The sequence below is a fragment of the Achromobacter pestifer genome (genome assembly GCF_013267355.1).
In the GTDB taxonomy this organism is placed as follows: Bacteria; Pseudomonadota; Gammaproteobacteria; order Burkholderiales; family Burkholderiaceae_B; genus Achromobacter; species Achromobacter pestifer_A.
In genome coordinates this window covers 5,724,034-5,742,085 of record NZ_CP053985.1, presented here as the reverse complement: position 1 = coordinate 5,742,085, position 18,052 = coordinate 5,724,034, and the positions used below count along the sequence as shown (strand labels likewise).

Annotated in this window: 16 protein-coding genes; 4 read left to right on the top strand and 12 right to left on the bottom strand. The window is 67.2% G+C overall.

Annotated elements, in window-relative coordinates; all coding sequences use genetic code 11:
* Positions 1 to 7: 7 nt before the first annotated feature.
* The 12 genes from FOC84_RS27180 to FOC84_RS27125 form a co-directional block, all read right to left on the bottom strand.
* Entirely contained in the window at positions 8 to 1,627 is a 1,620-nt protein-coding gene (locus FOC84_RS27180) for a methyl-accepting chemotaxis protein (RefSeq protein ID WP_173147738.1), read from the bottom strand.
* 254 nt (positions 1,628 to 1,881) lie between these two features.
* The gene (locus tag FOC84_RS27175; protein WP_173147736.1) at positions 1,882 to 3,339 is read right to left on the bottom strand and encodes an amidase; all 1,458 of its coding nucleotides are present in this window, start codon (positions 3,337 to 3,339) and stop codon (positions 1,882 to 1,884) included.
* Between the two features lie 101 nt (positions 3,340 to 3,440).
* Complete coding sequence (locus FOC84_RS27170) at positions 3,441 to 3,836, bottom strand: hypothetical protein (RefSeq protein ID WP_173147734.1); 396 nt, start codon at positions 3,834 to 3,836, stop codon at positions 3,441 to 3,443.
* A gap of 106 nt (positions 3,837 to 3,942) precedes the next feature.
* The gene (locus FOC84_RS27165; protein ID WP_173150433.1) at positions 3,943 to 6,213 is read right to left on the bottom strand and encodes an ATP-dependent DNA helicase; all 2,271 of its coding nucleotides are present in this window, start codon (positions 6,211 to 6,213) and stop codon (positions 3,943 to 3,945) included.
* Positions 6,210 to 7,853: a VRR-NUC domain-containing protein gene (locus FOC84_RS27160; RefSeq protein ID WP_173147732.1), complete on the bottom strand. Its 1,644-nt coding sequence runs from the start codon at positions 7,851 to 7,853 to the stop codon at positions 6,210 to 6,212. The genes FOC84_RS27165 and FOC84_RS27160 overlap by 4 nt, the downstream gene beginning before the upstream one ends.
* A 69-nt stretch (positions 7,854 to 7,922) precedes the next feature.
* On the bottom strand, positions 7,923 to 8,435 hold the full coding sequence (locus tag FOC84_RS27155) for an AAA family ATPase (protein WP_438800849.1): 513 nt from the start codon (positions 8,433 to 8,435) through the stop codon (positions 7,923 to 7,925).
* A 256-nt stretch (positions 8,436 to 8,691) separates the two neighbouring features.
* Complete coding sequence (locus FOC84_RS27150) at positions 8,692 to 10,005, bottom strand: cytochrome c (protein ID WP_173147731.1); 1,314 nt, start codon at positions 10,003 to 10,005, stop codon at positions 8,692 to 8,694.
* 12 nt (positions 10,006 to 10,017) lie between these two features.
* The gene (locus FOC84_RS27145; RefSeq protein WP_173147728.1) at positions 10,018 to 11,793 is read right to left on the bottom strand and encodes a GMC family oxidoreductase; all 1,776 of its coding nucleotides are present in this window, start codon (positions 11,791 to 11,793) and stop codon (positions 10,018 to 10,020) included.
* Positions 11,794 to 11,796: 3 nt separating this feature from the next.
* Positions 11,797 to 12,510 (bottom strand): gluconate 2-dehydrogenase subunit 3 family protein, encoded by a 714-nt coding sequence (locus tag FOC84_RS27140; RefSeq protein WP_173147726.1) that lies wholly within the window; start codon positions 12,508 to 12,510, stop codon positions 11,797 to 11,799.
* Between the two features lie 323 nt (positions 12,511 to 12,833).
* Positions 12,834 to 13,556, bottom strand: a complete 723-nt coding sequence (locus FOC84_RS27135) for an aspartate/glutamate racemase family protein (RefSeq protein ID WP_173147724.1) — start codon at positions 13,554 to 13,556, stop codon at positions 12,834 to 12,836.
* Positions 13,557 to 13,588: 32 nt separating this feature from the next.
* Positions 13,589 to 14,551 carry a Bug family tripartite tricarboxylate transporter substrate binding protein gene (locus FOC84_RS27130; RefSeq protein WP_173147722.1) on the bottom strand — a complete coding sequence of 321 codons (963 nt, stop codon included), beginning with the start codon at positions 14,549 to 14,551 and terminating at the stop codon, positions 13,589 to 13,591.
* Positions 14,552 to 14,644: 93 nt separating this feature from the next.
* Positions 14,645 to 15,421: a GntR family transcriptional regulator gene (locus tag FOC84_RS27125; protein ID WP_173147720.1), complete on the bottom strand. Its 777-nt coding sequence runs from the start codon at positions 15,419 to 15,421 to the stop codon at positions 14,645 to 14,647.
* A gap of 177 nt (positions 15,422 to 15,598) precedes the next feature.
* Here FOC84_RS27125 and FOC84_RS27120 point away from each other — a divergent pair, with 177 nt between their 5' ends.
* The 4 genes from FOC84_RS27120 (at position 15,599) to FOC84_RS27105 (ending at position 18,051) form a co-directional block, all read left to right on the top strand.
* Complete coding sequence (locus tag FOC84_RS27120) at positions 15,599 to 16,159, top strand: hypothetical protein (RefSeq protein WP_173147719.1); 561 nt, start codon at positions 15,599 to 15,601, stop codon at positions 16,157 to 16,159.
* A gap of 154 nt (positions 16,160 to 16,313) precedes the next feature.
* Positions 16,314 to 16,910: a hypothetical protein gene (locus FOC84_RS27115; RefSeq protein WP_173147717.1), complete on the top strand. Its 597-nt coding sequence runs from the start codon at positions 16,314 to 16,316 to the stop codon at positions 16,908 to 16,910.
* Entirely contained in the window at positions 16,907 to 17,488 is a 582-nt protein-coding gene (locus tag FOC84_RS27110; RefSeq protein WP_173147715.1) for a hypothetical protein, read from the top strand. The genes FOC84_RS27115 and FOC84_RS27110 overlap by 4 nt, the downstream gene beginning before the upstream one ends.
* Positions 17,485 to 18,051, top strand: coding sequence for a hypothetical protein (locus FOC84_RS27105; RefSeq protein WP_173147713.1), 567 nt, complete (start codon positions 17,485 to 17,487; stop codon positions 18,049 to 18,051). Before FOC84_RS27110 ends, FOC84_RS27105 begins: the two co-directional genes overlap by 4 nt.
* Position 18,052: the final 1 nt, after the last annotated feature.

Genomic DNA, 18,052 nt, shown 5'->3' with positions numbered 1-18,052 from the left:
GCAGCCGTCACACCTTGAAGCGCGAAACGCCGCTGCGCAGGTCGTTGGCCACCAGCGTCAGCTCTTCGATCGCTAGCGTGGACTGGCGCAGCGATTCCACGGTCTGCTGGGCAGCGTCGCTCAGCTGCTGCAGGGCCTGATTGATCTGTTCGGCGCCGGTGGCCTGCGCCTGCATGCCTTCGTTGACCATCTGCACGCGCGGCGCCAGCGTCTGCACCTGCTGGATGATCTGCGACAGCTGATCGCCCACCTGCTGCATGTCCGCCATGCCGCGCCGCACTTCCTCGGAGAACTTGTCCATGCCCATGACGCCGGCCGACACCGACGACTGGATCTCGCGCACCATCTGCTCGATGTCGTAGGTGGCGACGGCGGTCTGGTCCGCCAGCCGGCGGATCTCGGTGGCGACCACCACGAAGCCGCGGCCGTATTCGCCCGCCTTCTCGGCCTCGATCGCCGCGTTCAGCGACAACAGGTTGGTCTGGTCAGCCACCTTCGTGATCGTGGTAACCACTTGCGTGATATTCCCGGCCTTCTCGTTCAGGATCGCCAGCTTGGCGTTGACCGAGCCTGCCGCGCCCACCACGTTGCGCATGGTGTCTTCCATGCGCGCCAAGCCCACCTGGCCGCTGCCGGCCAGCGCCGCGGTCTGCTCGGCCGCGCCCGAGACTTCGGCCATGGTGCGCACCAGCTCGCGCGACGTGGCGGAGATCTCGCGCGAGGTCACGCCGATCTCGGTCGTGGTGGCGGCGACTTCGGACGCCGTCGCCTGCTGCTGCTTGGAGGTGGCCGCGATCTCGGTCACGGAAGTCGCCACCTGCACCGCCGAGCGCTGCGTCTTGCCGACCAGCCCGGTCAGTTCGTCCACCATGCCGTTGAACCCGGTTTCGATGGCGTTGAACTCGTCCTTGCGCGCCAGCGTCAGGCGCCGCGTCAGATCCCCGCCGCCCGTGGCTTCCAAGGTCTTGACGATGGCGCGCATGGGGTTGGCGATGGCGCGCATCAACAGGATGCCGCAGATGATGGCGGCCACGATCGCCAGGCCCAGCGACAGCAACATGCGCGTTTCGGCGCTGCTCACCGACTGCTTGATGGCGACGGCCGCTTCATCGGCCTGCTTCTTGTTTTCCTGCACCATCCTGGCCAGGATGTCGCGGCCCTTGTAGAACGCCGGCCGCAGTTCCGTCTTGATCAGCGCCTGCGCCCGCGCCGGGTCCGCCAGCGTGGCGGGCGCAAGAATGTTGGCGCGGATGCGTTTGTAGTCCTGCAGTTCCTTCTCGAACTGATTGAACATCTGGCGGTCGTCATCGCGCGCGATGGTGCGGCGGTATTGCTCGGTATGGTCCGCCAGCAGCTTGTCGGTCTCGGGCAGTCCCGCCAGGACGCTGCTGCGTTCCTGGTCCGTTTCCATGTTGAAGGCATCCTGCACCAACACAAAGCCGGCGAACCAGGAGGCGCGGATCGAGGTGCTGTAGTAGATGCCGGGCACGGCATCGTTGTTGATCAGCTCGACCTCCGACTCGATGACCAGCAGGCGCCGGTAATCCATCACCACCATCAACGCCATGATGGCCAGGATCGCCAGGAAGCTGGCCAGGATGCGCTGGCGTAGTGTCAGATTCTTCATGCCGGGAAACCTCTATGCAAAATCAACTCGTCGATTGGACCGAAATATTCTGGAACAGAACCGGGGACACAAGGCTGTCCATTTATTACGGGATGTTGTGAGTTGGTTGACAATTATTGCAAAGGCAAACGCCCGGAGCCACGGAAAACGCGGAATTTGCGGGAAATATGGCAGTTTGCGTCGGAAAAAAGCAAAGCCCTCTTACAAGGGCTTGTCTTTTCCCGCAACAATGCGTACCGGACCCGTTTTCGGGCTCAGCGCCAAAGCGCCGCGGGCGGCCGGGATTCCACCCAGTCGCGCGCCTGCCCGTAGGCATGCGCCAGCTGCAGCACGGCCAGGTCGGCCTGCGGCGGCCCGATCAACTGCATGCCCATGGGCAGCCCGGCGGCGCTGAATCCCACCGGCACGCTGATCACCGGGCAGCCCGCCAGCGTCCAGGGCGTGACGGTTTCCATCCAGCGGTGGTAGGTGTCCATGGGACGCCCGGCAATCTCCTTGGGCCAGTCCAGCGCCGCATCGAACGGAAACACCTGGGCCGACGGCACCGCCAGATAGTCCACATCGTCGAACATGCGCTGCACGGTCTGGTACCAGGCGCTGCGCTCTTCGGTGGCCTGGTAGACCTGCCGCGCCGTCATGCCTTCCAGGCCCTCGACTTCCCAGACCACCGCCGGCTTCACCAGCTTGCGCGTTTCGGGGTTATGGACCAGGGGATGGAGCTGTCCGCCGACCATCAGATGGCGGTGGGCCAGCCAGATCCGCCACAGGCGTTCGCCGGCGAATGGCACCTGGTAATCGACCGCCTTGCAGCCGGTTTGCGCCAGGTCGGCCAAGGCCTGCTGGCAGAGTTCCAGGATGCCCGCCTCCATCGGCAAATAGCCGTTCCAGTCGCCCAGCCAGCCCACGCGCTTGCCGCGCAGGTCCGCATCCAGCGGCTGCGCGAACTGGGCGGGGTCCCCGGCCAGGGACAGCGGCGCGCGCTTGTCCGGGCCAGCCATCACCGACAGCAGCATGGCCACGTCGCGCGGCGAACGGCCCATCGGCCCTTCGTAGGCCAGCTGCTTGAGGAACACCTCGGTCGACGGTCCGTAGGGCACGCGGCCGGCGGACGGGCGCATGCCGTAGACGTTGCAGAACGCCGCGGGATTGCGCAGCGAGCCGCCGAAATCACTGCCGTCCGCCACCGGCAGCATGCGCGCCGCCAGCGCGGCCGCCGCCCCGCCGCTGCTGCCGCCCGCGGTCCGGGACGGATCGTAGGGGTTGCCGGTAGCGCCATACACCTGGTTGTAGGTGTGCGAGCCCAGGCCGAACTCCGGCACGTTGCTGCGGCCGATGAAGATGGCGCCGGACGCGCGCATGCGCTCGATGATGATGGAGTCGTGCGCCGTGACCTGGTCCTTGTAGACCAGCGAACCCATCGACGTGACCATGCCGCGCACCGCGGTCAGGTCCTTGGGCGCCTGCGGCATGCCATGCAGCCAGCCCAGCCACTGGCCCGCCGCCAGTTGGGCGTCGCGCTCGTCAGCCTCGCGCAGCAGTTCGTCGCTGTCGCGCCGGGCGACGATGGCGTTGAGCTTGGGATTGACCTGGTCGATGTGCGCCAGATAGGCCGCCATGACCTCGCGGCAAGACACCTGGCGCAGCCGGATCGCCTCGGACAGCGCGTGGGCGGGCATGGCCACGATGTCGTTCAATGGGACGGCGATGGACATGCTTGTCTCCTCTGTGCGCACCTCGAAACCGGGCGCCTTGTCATGTTGGGCGGCGCTGGCCGGACGCCGGCCGCGCAGGCAGACAATACTACGCCCGCGGATCAGGAGGGCTCGTTGGACACCGTATCGAACCCCGACTTTCCCTTCCTGTCGAACAGGCAGGACGCGACAAACTCGCGTTTCCTGCCGCTGGCATCCGTGAAGGTGTAGTCGGTACTGATCATCCACGCCAGCGGCCCGACGTCCTGCATCACATCGTAAACGTCGGGAATGTCCAGATCGGTCGCCTGGTACAACGGCGAACCTTTGTCCTCGGCGACCATCTGCTTGAGGATCGCAGGCGTTTCCTTCCGGCATAGCGTGATCAGGTCGCCCGCCTTTTTCTTGCTCCACAGGTCCGCGTCCGTGTAGGGCAAGTCGCGCTCGCGGGCAAGAGCGGAATTGGACGCCAGGGCGCAAAGCAAGCCGCAAGCGGCCAGGAAACGGAATCGGGTCATCGGGGCATCCGGAGTCAGAAAAGCGAAGGCCGGATGATACGCGAGGCAGGCGCAGGCATTTGCGCCGGATCAGGACACGGTTGCCCCCCCCCCTCGCCCGGCCTGATCACTCCACCCGCCACCAAGCTGGCAGCAGGCCGCGCACCTTGGCGCGGCGATAGCGGTCGTCGATCAGGTGCACCGTGCCCACATCGTGCTCGGTGCGGATGACGCGGCCCGCCGCCTGCACCACCTTCTGCATGCCGGGGTACAGGTAGGTGTAGTCGTAGCCGTTCTCGACCCCGTAGCGCTGGTCCATGGCGCGCTTCATGTTCTCGTTCACGGCATTCACCTGCGGCAGCCCCAGCGTGGCTATGAACGCGCCGATCAGCCGCCTGCCGGGCAGGTCCACGCCTTCCGAGAAGGCGCCGCCCAGCACCGCGAAACCCACGCCCTGCCCGGTTTCGGTGAAGCGCGCCAGGAAGGCGGCGCGGCCGGCCTCGTCCATGCCCGGCGTCTGCAGCCAGATCGGCACCGAGGGGTGGCGCTCGCGCATCAGGTCCGAGACCTGGCGCAGATAGTCGAAGCTGCTGAGAAAGCCCAGATAATTCCCCGGCCGCTCGGCGTACTGGCGCGCGATCAGTTCGACGATGGGCTGCAGCGAACGCTCGCGGTCGCGATAGCGCGTGGAGACGTTGCCCACCACCCGCACCGCCAGCTGCTCCGCCTGGAACGGCGCGGCCACGTCCAGCCAGGGCGTGGCTGCGGGCAGGCCCAGCGTGTCGCGGTAGAACTGCTGCGGGCTCAGCGTGCCCGAGAACAGCACCGTGGCGTGCGCGCCCGCATAGCGCGCCGCCAGGTACGGCGCGGGGATCACGTTGCGCACGCACAGCACGGAGGGCGGCGTCTTGGCGCCGGCCGAGCTGGCGTCCGACAGCGTCACGTCGAACAGCGCGTGCGAACCGAACTGCTCGGCCAGCCGCATGAATTGCAGAGCCTCGAAGTAGAACCCCAGCACGGGATCGTCCTGCGGCAGCGGGGTTTCGGCCATGTGCTCCATGATCGCGCCCACTGCCTTCTGCACCGCGGCCAACACGCCGGCCGCGACCTCGTCATAGGCCTGATAGCGCTCCGCCTGCTTCTTGTTGAGCGCGTTCCACGAGCGCTGCAAACCGTCCAGAGACTTCTTCAGCGCCTTGGGCGCGGCATAGCGCGCCGCCGCCAGCGAGGCCTGGTCGAGTTCGCCCGTGTACATGCAGCGCGCGCGGTCGACCAGGTTGTGGGCCTCGTCCACCAGCACCGCCACCTTCCACTGGTAGACCTGGGTCATGGCGTACAGCATCGCGGTGGCGTCGTAGTAGTAGTTGTAGTCGCCCACCACCACGTCGCTCCAGCGGATCAGTTCCTGCGACAGGTAGTACGGGCAGACCTGGTGCTCGCGCGCGGCCGCGGCCACCGTGGCGGCATCCAGCCGCGCATGCGTCAGCGCCGCCTCGCGCGCCTGCGGCAAGCGGTCGTAGAAGCCCTGGGCCAGCGGGCAGGACTCGCCGTGGCAGGCCAGGTCCGGATGCACGCAGGTCTTGTCGCGCGCCTGCAGGTCCAGCACCCGCAAGCCGGGCGCGGCGGGCTGCGCGTTGACCGTGTCCAGCGCCTCCAGCGCCAGGCCGCGCCCCGGGCTCTTGGCGGCCAGGAAGAAGATCTTGTCCAGGCCCGCGCCCGGGCTGGCCTTGAGCAGCGGGAAGATTGTGCCCAGCGTCTTGCCTATGCCGGTGGGCGCTTGCGCCATCAGGCAGCCGCCGTCGCGCGCCTTGCGGTAGGCCGCCACGGCAAGCTCGCGCTGCCCGGCACGGAACTCGCCATGCGGAAATTTCAGCTTTTCCAATGCCGCATCGCGCGACTGGCGGTGTGCAAGCTCCGTCGCCGCCCAGGCCAGGAAACGCCCGCACTGCTCACGGAAGAACACCTCCAGCGCGGCGGCCTCGTGCGTTTCCACCAGCAGCGTTTCTTCCTCGGTGACGACGTTGTAGTAGACCAGCGCCACGCGCAGGCTTGCGAGTCCGCGCGCCTGGCACAGCAGGTGCCCGTACACCTTGGCCTGCGCCCAATGCACGGCGCGGTGGTTGTCGCGCACGCTATCCAGCTGGCCGCGGTAGGTCTTGATCTCTTCGAGCTGCTTCGCCACGGGGTCGTAGCCGTCGGCGCGGCCGCGCACCAGCAGGTTTTCGTGCTGGCCGGACAGCGCCACCTCGGTCTCGTAGTCCGGCCCCCGGCGGCCCGTCACGGCCGCGTGGCCCGCCATGCCTTCCAGGCCGCTAGGCGCGGGCGTGAAGCGCAGGTCCAGGTCCCCTGCCCGCGCCGTGAATTCGCACAGGGCGCGCACCGCCACCGCATAGCTCATGGCGCGTCCTCGCGCCAGCTGACGTGGCATACCCGCACCGGCATGCCGTGCGACACGCAATACTGCAGCCAGCGGATCTGGTTGTCCTGCAGCTTGTCGCCCGGTCCCTTGACCTCGATCAGCTCATAACGGCGCTCCGATGGCCAGAAGCGGATCAGGTCCGGCAGGCCGGAGCGGTTGGTCTTGACGTCGCGCAGCAGGCGTTCGAAGTACAGCTTCAGATGGGCGGCGGGCAGGCAGTCCAGCGCCTGCGTCAGCAGGTCCTCGGACAACGCGCCCCAGAACACGAAAGGCGACTGCAGGCCGGATTTTTCGGCGTAGCGTTGCAGGATCAGCTCGCGGTAGTCCGGCGTGTCCAGCTGCGCCAGGCATTGCGCGAACAGCGCCGCGCGACGCGGGTGGAAATCCGGCGCGTCCAGGTCCGCCGGGCCGCGCTGGAACGGGTGGAAGAAAGCCCCCGGCAAGGGCGCGAACACCGCGGGCCAGCACAGCAGTCCGAACAACGAATTGATCAGCGCGTTTTCCACGTAGTGCACGGGCGCGTCGTCCCGGTGCAGATGGTCGCGCGTGACAAACTCCACCGAGGCGGGCTCTGCCGGCCGCGCCAGCGTCAGATCGGTGCGCAGCAGGACGGGCGCCGGCTCGCGCGCCGGCCCGCCCTGCCCCGCGCCGCGGTACAGGCGCGGCAGCATGCGCGCCAGGCGCTGGCTTTCCGCTTCGTTTTCGGGCTCGGCTTGCGCCTGTAGCGCCAGGGCCAGCGCGTCGCCGTGCCGCGCCATGCGCTCATACACGCGGATGCGGCGGTGGCGTGCGCCGGGATACGCGCAAGCCTCGTACACGCGCTGCGCGGCGTCCCAGTCCTGCGTCCGTTCGCACGCCTGTCCGATGCGCAGCAGAACCTTGGCGCGGCGCTTTTCCAGCCAGGGATTGCCGCTGGCGCAGGCCTGCACGGCCTGCATCAGCGCATCGGCGTCGCCCCCCTCGTCCAGCGCCACGCGGCAGGCGTGCAGCGCCAGATAGCAGTTCACGTCTTCCCGCGTCTGGAAGGCGCGGGAAGAGGCGTCGAACGGCACGGCCTCGTACTGGAACACGCCCAGGTCGGCCAGCACGAACTCCGACCAGTCCTGGTGCAGATTGCCGAAGAACATCAGGCGGAAACGCTCGCAGATGTCCGACACGGTGACGCGCCAGACCGGCTCCGCCGCCGAGGGATTCCAGTCCGCATAAGGCCGCGCATCCGCGCCCGCCGCGCTTGCGGCCTCCAGCAGATCGCCCTTGCGCGTAGCGGACTTGACCGCCACATGCGCAAACATGCGATTCAGCTCCGGCTTGGTGTGCAGGCCGAACAGCTCGTCCAGCGTCATCGGCGCCTGCGCGTCCAGCCAGCCCAGCGCCAGCAGCGGCGCCGCGGCGGCTTCGGCTTGGCCGATTTCCTCGTAGATCAGCCGGCTGGCCCGGAACCACGGGCCGCGCCGCATCAGCATGCGCACCATCAGCGCCTGCGAGGCCTGCGGCAAGGCCGGAAAATCCGCCATGAAACGGCGCTCGGCGTCGTCCAGCAGGTCGGCATAGCGCTCGCCCACCCAGGTCAGCGCGCGCTGGAAGTTGTGCAGATAGTAGTAACGGTAGGCGGGAAACATCGGCCGGGCCGGAAGGACTGGATATTTATCCAGCAATCATAGCAGGCGCGCCCGGGCCGCGTCCTCCGCTCAGCGTTGCTCGTGGCGCACCAGATTGAATCCTTCGTCGTCGTCCGGCTCGACGAAGTACGCCGTGATCGCGTCGTACTGTTCGTCCGTGGTGGTGTAAGGGTGCGTGCCCGAGGCGTTGCGCGCGCGCAGCCTGGCCTTGCAGACCTCATCGGGCAGATCCAGGTAATGCAGCTGATGGGCGCAGCCGGCCTCCTGCGCCACCTGCCGCAGCCATTCGCGGCTGCGCCGCGTATTGGCCGGAAAGTCCAGCACCACCGACAAGCCCGCCCCGGCCAGCGCCGCCACGTGGCTGCCCATGGCATTGCGCAGGCGGCTGGCGCAGCGCGCGTAATCCGCCAGGTCCACGATCTCTCCGGGGTACAGCGCCGCCAGCCAGTTGTCCTCGCTGAGCAGGATGGTGCCGGGACGCGCCGCCAGCGCCTGCGCCAGCGTGGATTTTCCGGCGCCGATCTTGCCGCACAAAAAGTGCAGCATGGGCGTGGCCGTGGCGGCAGGTGCTGTGGACATCATGAAGTGCTCTCCTGGAAGAAACTGCGGGCAGGAGGCGGGCCAACAAAAAACCCGCCTCTGGCGGGTTTGTGTGGCGATGTACCGACGCGCGCTAACCCACCATGGACCTGATGGTGGTAATAATCAGCGCGAAGGAAGTTGCGGGGCTATGCATGTGGGGTAGCTTGCGCCTCGCCTCCAGGCTTGTCAATCGCCCATGAAAAACGCGGCGCCGGCAGCCACAAGGGCTTGCCGGCGCCGCGATTGCCTCAAGACATCAACGCGCCGGCTGTGGCGCCGCCCCCACGTCCTTGCGCACCTTGGCCACGTCGGCGGCGGTGACGGCCGCCCCCTGGTTGCCCCAGCTGGACCGCACGAACGTCACCACGTCGGCGACTTCCTTGTCGCTCATGCGCCAATCGAAGCCCGGCATCGCATAGGCGGTAGGCGCCGCCGCGGTGGCCGGCATCTGCGCGCCCTTGAGCACGATGTGGATCAGCGACGCGGGATCCGCCGAATTCACCGTGGAGCTGAGCGCCAGCTGCGGGAAGGTTTCCGCATAGCCCTTGCCCGTGCTGCGGTGGCAGGCCGCGCAATTGTTGAGGAAGGCCATGGCGCCGTCGCCCTTGTCGTGCCCGGTGCGCAGCGCCTGCGCCACGGACTCGTTGTAGGCCAGCGGCTTGGTGGCGTCCTTGTTCACCGGCGGCAGGCTCTTCAGATAGGCCGCGATGGCGTTCAGGTCACTATCGGACAGATGCTGGGTGCTGTCGCCTACCACTTGCGCCATGCCGCCGAAGGCTGCGGAATGGCCGTTGCGGCCGGACTTCAGGAAGGCCACGATGTCCGCCTGGCTCCAGTTGCCCAGGCCGTCGGTGGTGTCGCCGCGCAGATTCTTGGCCAGCCAGCCTTCGACCACGCCGCCCGACAGGAAGGCCGAGCCGTCCGCCTCGGTCAGCGCCTTTTCCTGCAAGGCGACGCCGCGCGGCGTGTGGCAGGTGCTGCAATGGCCCAGGCCTTCGACCAGATACTGGCCGCGCAAGAGCTCGGCGCGGTCGGCGCCCTGGGTATCGGCGGTCACGGGGGCCGTGGCCACGTCGGGCGCAAACATCCAGCGCCACACGCCCAGCGGCCAGCGCATCGACAAGGGCCAGATGATGTCGGTGTCCTTGTTCTCCTGCTTGACCGGCTCCACGCCGTGCATGAAGTAGGCGTACAGGGCCTTCACATCCTCGGGCGTAACCTTGGCGTAGGCCGTGTACGGCATCGCCGGATACAGCGTATGTCCGTCCTTGGCCACGCCATGGCGCACGGCCCGGTCGAAGTCCTCGTAGGAGTAGCCGCCGATGCCGGTGTCCTTGTCGGGCGTGATGTTGGTGGAATAGATCATGCCCAGCGGCGAATCGATGCCCAGGCCGCCCGCAAACGGCTTGCCATCCTTGGCCGTGTGGCAGGCGATGCAGTCGCCGGCGCGCGACAGGTACTCGCCCTGCTTGATCAACTGGGCGTCGACGGCGGCCGGCGTGCCGTCCGCGGCGAACGCGGCGCTGGCCGCCAAGGCCGAAAGAGCCGCAACAATGGTCTGCTTAATCATTGTGCCGTCTCCTTAAGCCTGGACCAGCGGGCCGGGGTTCTTCAGGTACTGGTCGCGGATCGCCTGCGCCGACCAATAAGCCAGCGCCCCGACCAGGCCCGTGGGGTTGTAGCCCATGTTCTGCGGGAACGCGCAGGCGCCCATCACGAACAAGTTGGGCACGTCCCAGCTTTGCAGGTACTTGTTGACCACGCTTTCCTTGGGGTTGGTGCCCATGATGGCGCCGCCCGTGTTGTGCGTGCTCTGGTAGACCCGGGTGTCGTAGCGCGCGCCCTTCTTGCGCACCCCCACGGCGTACTTTTCCGGCTTCATGGCGCGGGCCACGTCTTCCATGCGCTTGCCCATGTAGCCCAGCATGTCGAATTCGTTGTCATGCCAGTCGAAGGTCATGCGCAACAGAGGCTGGCCGAAGCTGTCCTTGTAGGTGGGATCCAGCGACAGGTAGGCGTCGCGGTACGACATCACCGAACCGGAAATACCTATGGTCATGTGGCGCTGGTAGGCGTCCTGCACCCCGGCCTTCCAGCCCGTGCCCCAGCTGGGCGTGCCCGGCATGGTCGGCGTCTGCTTGATCGGACGGCCGCCATAGCGCACGTGGCGGATGCTGGCGCCGCCCAGAAAGCCCAGGGGACCGTGATCGAACTGGTCGCCGTTCAGGTCGTCCATGCCCACGCCGCCCGCGCCCGTGCCCACGAAGGGATTGAGCTGAGTGCCCTTGGGCAGCAGCACGTTGACGCCGCCGTTCATCTGGTAGGCGTAGTTCTTGCCCACCACGCCTTCATTGGTCTTGGGATCGTAGGGCTTGCCGATGCCGGACAAGAGCAGCAGCCGAACGTTGTGCATCTGGTAGGCCGACAGGATCACCAGGTCGGCGGGCTGGTCCACCTCGCGCCCTTGCGCGTCGATGTAGGTCACGCCCACGGCCTTCTTGCCGGTCGAGTCCAGGTTGACCTTGATCACATGCGATTGCGTGCGCAGTTCGAAGTTGGGCTTCTTCAGCAGCACCGGCAGGATGGTGGTCTGCGGCGAGGCCTTCGAATACATGTAGCAGCCGTAGTTCTCGCAGAAGCCACAGAAATTACAGGGCCCCAGCCGCACGCCATAGGGATTGGTGTACGGACCCGAGGCATTGGCCGCGGGCGCCGGATACGGATGAAAACCGACTTCGCGCGCCGCCTTGTCGAACAATTGGGCGCCGTAGGTGGTGGTCAGGGGCGGCAGCGGGAATTCCTTGCTGCGCTTGCCTTCCAGCGGATTGCCGCCTTCCACGATCTTGCCGTCCAGGTTGCCGGCCTTGCCGGAAGTGCCGCACACGTATTCGAACTTGCTGAAGTACGGCTCCAACTCGTCGTAGGTCACGCCGAAATCCTGGATGGTCATGCCTTCCGGGATGAAGTTCTTGCCGTACCGCGTTTCGTAGCGGGTGCGCAGCTCCAGTTCCTCGGGCAGCACGCGGTAGTGCATGCCGTTCCAGTGGAAGCCCGCCCCGCCCACGCCCGTCCCCAGCAGGAACGAACCGTTCTGACGGTAGGGCACGGCCACGTCGTCCACGCCGTGGCGGATGGTGACGGTTTCCTTGGACAGATCCTGGAACAGCTTGCCGCGCACGGAGTACGCCAGCTCGTCCGCAACCTTGGGGTATTCGGCGTCCTTGGGCGTGTCCTGCATCGCGCCGCGCTCCAGCGCCAGCACGTGCAGCCCGGCCTCGGTCAGTTCCTGGCCGAGGATCGCGCCGGTCCAGCCGAACCCGACCAGCACCGCATCCACTTTGTCTTTTTTGATCGCCATGGCTTAACCCTTCTCCCCAGAGATCGACACAGGGCCGTAGGGATACTTCGCGTTGGGCTGGTCGGCCCAGTCCATGAAATCCGCGCGCGCGCCCGGGAAGCCCACCATCGTCCAACCCACCATGTTCTTGTTGCCGCCGTACATCGGATCGGCGAAGAAGCCTTCCTTGGTGTTCGAAAGCAGGAAGCTGAAGAACGTCCGGGACGGCACGGTCTCGAATGCGATCTTGCCGGCCTGCAGGTCCTTCAGGATCTGTTCCTGCACGGGCTTGTCCAGTCCGGCATAGGCCTTGCCGTGCGTCTTCACGCACCAGGCGTCACAGGCTTCGATGCCATGGCGGTAGACCTCGCGTGGATTCTGGTTCAGCTGGTAGCCCAGTTCCGGTACCTGGTCGGTGTGGAACGGCCCCTGCATGTACCAGAGCTTGCCGTGGCCGAACGGAGTTTCCATCTGGCGGTCGATGAATTCCGGCACGCCGGCCTCGATGGCGCCGGGACCGTACTGGTCGGAGGGAATCAGATGATCCACCGCAGCCACGATGAAGGCCCACTCGGCCTTGGTGAAATAGGTGGGTTCGTAAGGCTTGGCGGCGCGCGCGGCGGCGCCGTCCGACTCGTTGGTACAGCCGGTGGTCATTGCGCCCACCGCCAGCGTCGACGCCGGCACGATGGCCAACGCCTGCAGGAACCGCCTGCGCGGCTTTGCGTCTTCTGTCATAGACATCTCCGTGAATACTCCAAGTTGTCCTAGCTACCGAACATGAACCTGGGAACACGAACCGCCGAGCTAGTGACAACACGCTCTTCGCTTGCAGAAAATCGACCCGATCCCCACGACATGGAGCTTGGGAAAGGGTGCGCACATTATGCGCTTTTTAGTCCATCTGATACGCTCTATCGACCATATCAGATCGATTTTCTTGACATGAAAATAAGTTTTGCATTAAGGACAAAGTAAGAAACCCGCTTGCGCGGGTTTCGTGGCACTGCGGTGCGCGGCTGGCGCGCGCTTGCGGCTTTGCCGCGGACGAGACGCTATCGTCAGGACTCGTCGAACAGGCGGCCGTACCCGGGCCTTGCCTTGCCCCCTCCCCCCGCAAGCCGCACGGCGTCCCAGAACCCTGCAGGCGAACTCGACACCACCGGCACGCCCAGACGGCGCTCGACTTCGGGTATGGCGTCCAGCGTCAGCAGGCCGCCGCAAGACAGCAGGATGCCGTCGCTATCGGGCGCCGCCTCGAATGCACGCGCGCACAGGTCGACCAGCGTGTCCGTATCCACGCGCCCCATGGCTTCGACACCCGTGATGCCGAGGCTGCGGCACGCGGCGGGAACCAGGCCCTCCTCGGCCAGGAATGCAGCCAGGCGCTCGTTCACATCGTCAATGTAGGCCGTCGCCAGCGCGACGCGCTGCACGCCCAGGGCGCGCAATCCGTTCAGGACCGCCGTGCTCATGGTCGTGCATGGCAGTCCGGTGGCTTCGCGCATCGCCTCGGTCAACGCGGCATTGAAGGCCGCGCCCCGGTAGAAGCTGAGCGAGGTGCCCATCAGCGACACCACCGCGGCGCCTTGCTCCCGCAGGCGGCGCGCATGGTCCACCACCGATTCGATCACGGCGTCATAGCCTTGCGGCGTGACAGAGCCCAACCCCAGTCCGCTGGCGATAAAGGGCAGATCGGGATAGAGCCGCGCCCCGTCCGCCGGCACGAGACCCGCGGCGGGCGGCACGATCATGCCGATGATGGGGGTGCTTGATTGCTGCATGAAAAGTTCTCCTACTGTGGATACCGAAAATCTCAAGGGGCGAAGGTCAGCTTGGCGCGCGAGATCAGGTCGACCCAGCGTTGCTCCTGCACCGGCAGCCATGCGGCAAGCGCGGCGGCAGGCTGGTAGTGCACCAGCGAGCCCTGCGCGATGAACGCTTCGCGCAGCTTGGGCTGGGCCAATACCTGCGGCAACGCCTGCGTGATCTGTTCCAGCGCGGCAGCCGGCGTCTTGGCCGGCGCCAGCAGGAAGATCGCCGGGGTCGCGTCAAAGCCCGGCAGCGTCTCCGCCACCGTCGGCACATCCGGCAAGCCGGGGAACCGTTCGGCGCCCAGCACCGCCAGGATGCGTATACGCCCTGCGCTCGCCTGCGGAATCACCGCCGGCAGGCTGGAAATGGCGGACGACACCTGATCCGATGCGACCGCCTGGGTGGCCGGGCTGCCGCCCTTGTATGGCACATGCACCAGGTCCACGTCGGCCATGGACTTGATCAGTTCGCCGCCCAGATGGTGCATGGACCCCACGCCCACCGAGGCATAGGTATAGCGGCCCGGCTCCTTGCGCGCCATGGCCAGCAGATCCGGCAGCGTGCGCGCCGGGCTGGCTGCAGGCACAGCCAAGGCCAGCCCGGCGTCGCCCACCATTGCAACCGGCGTGAAGCTCGTGCCCATCCGGTAATTGACCTTCGGATAGATGTGCGGCGCGAGCAGCAGCGACGTATCCGCCAGCAGCAGGGTCGCGCCGTCGGGCTCGGCCCGCGCCACCACGTCGGCGGCGATGGTGCCTCCCGCCCCCGCCCTGTTCTCAACCACCACCGGCCGCTCGATCGCCTGTGCCAGCCCCTGAGCCAGCAGCCGCGCCAGCGTATCCACGCCGCCACCGGGCGAAAACCCGACCACGATCTTGACCGGCGTGGTCTGCGCCCGGGCAGCCGGACTGGCGGCGGCGGCGATGAACACGGCGGCCGCAAGGCCTGCAATTCGATGGAACACGGCTAGTCTCCTGCTTCTGTTTTTGATCGATGGCGCAAAAGCGCCGGACAGCATCACGCCCCGGCCGGCGCCGGTAAACGCGGTGGACAAGGTTCAGTTGACCGGCTTGGTATGCCTGGCCGCCGTGCGCGGGCCATATAGCCAGGCAAGCGTGGCCGCAGCGGGCGCAGCCTGCTGCTCCGCGCGCATGCTGCCTACCGCCGCGTAGAGGCCCTGCGGAAAGCGTTCGGCGAATTCGCGGAACTGCTGCCCGCCCTCGACGATGTGGCGGGTGGCGGCCTGCGAGGCTGCTCGCTCGTCGCTGTCCAGCACCGCCTCCAGCACGCCGGCGTGTTCCCGCCATGAACAGGCAAGACGGCCCGGCTGATCGAAATGCCGCAAGCGGTAAGGGTGCGTGCGCTTGCGTATCGCCATGATCTGCTGGATCAGGTAGCTGTTGCCGCTGGCGCGATAGAGGACGTCGTGGAACTGGAGGTTCGCCGCTGCGTAGCCGCCAGGACGGCTTGCGGCCCGAGCCGGCTCGGCGTCGCGGTGGGCTGCCAGCAGTTCACCGCGTCCGGCCTGGGTGATGCGCTGGCTGGCGAGCCCCGCGCACAGTCCTTCCAGGTAGGCCAGGGTCTCGAACATATTGGCCAATTCGTCGGGCTCGAGCGCAGCTACGAATATGCCGACACGGGGCTTGATGTGCACAAAGCCCTGGGCCGAGAGTTGCAGCAAGGCGTCGCGCACCGGCGTGCGCGAGACGCCGCAACGCTGCGCCAACAACGCCTCGTCCAGCGCCAGGCCCGGCGGCAGCTCGGCATTGACGATCTGATCCTCCAGCGTCTGCCGTATCCGATCAGCCGCCGTGGCGGGGTAAGGCTTCTGCATCACGTTTCCTTGCTGGCAACAGTGGAAGAATTATCGTCAGGGAGATCTGATATATCAACGCACGACGGCAGCCCGGCAAATTGCGGGCCCTGCTGATTTCCTTGACATGAAAACACCTTCTGCATTAATGACTAGGCCGGCGACCCTGGACGCGATCCGCACACCTATGGATGAGCAATGAACAAAGAAACCAAGACCTGGCGCAGCACCACGACGACGCGCAGCTGGAGCGCCACGCAGGACCTGACGTCCGAACAGCGCGCCAACATCGAAGCACTGCTGGACGGCGGGATGGACGGCGCCACGGTCAGCGAGACCTGGAGCTATGCCGGCATCGAAAACGGCGAGTCCTTCAAGGTCGAGATCAAGAATGGCGCGATCACGGTCAATGGCCGCAAGTACGACAGCCTGGATGAAGTGCCGCGCGCCGAACGCGAACGCATCGAGGCATTACGCGCCGGCCAGGCAGAAGGCGGCCTGTGGGACATGCTGCGCAATGCCGGCGTGGACGTGGAAAACCTCGCGCCGGGATTGAAGCCGCAGGACGCCAAGCCGGAATTCGTGATCGAGACCGATGCCCCGGCCCGCACCGCGGCCGCATCCGTTCAATCCAGCCCGGACGCCGGCCTGCCGCCGGGCGCCGTGCCCGCGAAGAACGGCGGCCTGCGCAGGATGCTGCTGATCGGCGTCGCGATCGGCCTGGGCTGGTGGGTGGCTCGGGCGCTGAACCTATTCTGACGAATGCTCCCGGTGAATTGTTTCAAAACTTGGCCGCCGCACGCGGCAACGCCATGCGCGACATGCATGGAAACATAAGGACAGAACCCGCCAGGAGCGGCGCGCCTACGATCTGGGATTGCCGATGCGCGCCGCCTGCGCGCTTGGAGTCCGGATGCGCGTACTGCACTCGCTCAGAGCCCGTGTCGCCGCCAGCCTCGCAGGCATAGGCTCTCTGCTTGCCGCCGCCAGCGTTGCGTTGTACGGCGCCTACGGCAAGCTCAACCGCGCGTCCGAACCGGTGTACAGCGCCGATGCTTCGATCCAGACCGGACAGTGGCAGGTGGTGCCGCGCCGGGCCTGGACTGCCTCCACCGCCAAGGTCTACGGCGTGCCAGTCAAGCCTGGCGCCACGGCGCTGGTGGTCGAGGCCGACCTCACCAACCGCACAGCCGAATCGAGCGCCGACTATCTCGGGCTGCTGCGCTGGAACACGCCGCTTGCGGCGACTGCCGGCAAGCCCATGGTGGTCGGCCTGCGCGACACGCAGCAAATGCCCTACCTGCAGCCCGGGCTACCTGAGCGCATGGCCTTTGTCTGGATGCTGCCGCCATCGGCCGCCGCGCCGGCGCGCACCGCGCTTGCCGTGCAGAGCAAGATCTACAAGCCCGTCGACAATCTGTACGGAGCCCCCGGCTGGTTCAATCCCGCCAATGTGGGCCGGGTTGAATTGCCCGTGACGCCTGACGGCACGCCCGAGGCCGCGCCATGAGCGCGCGGCTGGGTACCCTGCTGCTGGCGCTGGCCGCGGCGCTGGCCCTCTACGCCATGCAGCGCACCACGCCCCGCTACATGGCCCTGACCGGCCCCATCACGGCGAACGGCACCATGGGACAGACCGTGAGCGCCAGGCAGTTCGAGGTCACCGTGGAGCGCGTGCAGTTCGCGCAGCAGCTGAACTACAAAAGCCTGAGCGCTACGCAGACGCGCACGACAGGCGGCGTATGGGCCATCGTCTGGCTGCGGCTGGCCGCCCGGGACGCCTCGGCCTCGGCGGGCGAAGCAGCCTGGCTCGGCCCGGACGGCCTGGCCTACCGCCACACGGACCGGCTCGTGCTCGCACGCAATCAGCCGCCCCATGCCGTGGAGCCGGGCCTGCCACGCAGCGTCCGGCTGGTGTTCGAGATCCGCCCGGATCAGGCGCGCGGCGCCACGCTGCTGCTTTCCGCCCGCTATGGCCCGCGCCTCGATTCGCAGGTGCGCATCGCATTGGACGAGGTGCCGGTGGACGACTCGGGACGCCCCGTCGCGGCGGCCCAGTACGATCTGGACCAGGAGGCGGCGCCATGAACGACGCAGCCGTGAATGAACGCCGCTGGCGCCGCCGCAGCCTCTGGCTGCTGCCGCCCTTGTTGCTGTTGAGCCTGTATTGGAGCGGCCGCGACAGCGCGGCCCGCTGGCTCGAAGGCCGCGAATTGCAGCCGCGCGAGGTCGCGGCGGGCGCGCGGGCGCCGCTGGGCGGCGCGCAATGGCAGTTGCGGCAATTCGCCGTCCTGGAGCCGCCCGCCGGCAGAGGCTGGCAGCCCGGCACGCGCGCCGCGCTGGCCGCATTCTCCGTGCAGGTGCAGGCCGCCGATCTGCCCACGCGCTGGCGCGGCTGCCGCATTGCGCTGCACGACGCGCAGGGGCGCACCTGGCTGCCGGCCATCGCTCCGGCGCTGCGCCTGCCTCGCGGCACGGCGCGCGGCTGCGTGGCCGCCGCCCATAGCAGCGCCGCGCCCGGCGCCAGCGTGGAGATCATGGAAGCCTTCATGGTGCCCGCCGACGCGGCCGCGCCCTGGTCGGTCACCGTATCTATCGACGCAGAACGGCCGGCCTACCTGCGCTTCGCGCCGCCGGATCCGGCCGGTTGAA

Excerpts from the sequence above, each read along its gene's own strand:
- FOC84_RS27180 (WP_173147738.1), bottom strand. The coding sequence starts at position 1,627 with ATGAAGAATCTGACACTACGCCAGCGCATCCTGGCCAGCTTCCTGGCG.
- FOC84_RS27175 (WP_173147736.1), bottom strand. The coding sequence starts at position 3,339 with ATGTCCATCGCCGTCCCATTGAACGACATCGTGGCCATGCCCGCCCAC.
- FOC84_RS27170 (WP_173147734.1), bottom strand. The coding sequence starts at position 3,836 with ATGACCCGATTCCGTTTCCTGGCCGCTTGCGGCTTGCTTTGCGCCCTG.
- FOC84_RS27165 (WP_173150433.1), bottom strand. The coding sequence starts at position 6,213 with ATGAGCTATGCGGTGGCGGTGCGCGCCCTGTGCGAATTCACGGCGCGG.
- FOC84_RS27160 (WP_173147732.1), bottom strand. The coding sequence starts at position 7,853 with ATGTTTCCCGCCTACCGTTACTACTATCTGCACAACTTCCAGCGCGCG.
- FOC84_RS27155 (WP_438800849.1), bottom strand. The coding sequence starts at position 8,435 with ATGATGTCCACAGCACCTGCCGCCACGGCCACGCCCATGCTGCACTTT.
- FOC84_RS27150 (WP_173147731.1), bottom strand. The coding sequence starts at position 10,005 with ATGATTAAGCAGACCATTGTTGCGGCTCTTTCGGCCTTGGCGGCCAGC.
- FOC84_RS27145 (WP_173147728.1), bottom strand. The coding sequence starts at position 11,793 with ATGGCGATCAAAAAAGACAAAGTGGATGCGGTGCTGGTCGGGTTCGGC.
- FOC84_RS27140 (WP_173147726.1), bottom strand. The coding sequence starts at position 12,510 with ATGACAGAAGACGCAAAGCCGCGCAGGCGGTTCCTGCAGGCGTTGGCC.
- FOC84_RS27135 (WP_173147724.1), bottom strand. The coding sequence starts at position 13,556 with ATGCAGCAATCAAGCACCCCCATCATCGGCATGATCGTGCCGCCCGCC.
- FOC84_RS27125 (WP_173147720.1), bottom strand. The coding sequence starts at position 15,421 with ATGCAGAAGCCTTACCCCGCCACGGCGGCTGATCGGATACGGCAGACG.
- FOC84_RS27120 (WP_173147719.1), top strand. The coding sequence starts at position 15,599 with ATGAACAAAGAAACCAAGACCTGGCGCAGCACCACGACGACGCGCAGC.
- FOC84_RS27115 (WP_173147717.1), top strand. The coding sequence starts at position 16,314 with ATGCGCGTACTGCACTCGCTCAGAGCCCGTGTCGCCGCCAGCCTCGCA.
- FOC84_RS27110 (WP_173147715.1), top strand. The coding sequence starts at position 16,907 with ATGAGCGCGCGGCTGGGTACCCTGCTGCTGGCGCTGGCCGCGGCGCTG.
- FOC84_RS27105 (WP_173147713.1), top strand. The coding sequence starts at position 17,485 with ATGAACGACGCAGCCGTGAATGAACGCCGCTGGCGCCGCCGCAGCCTC.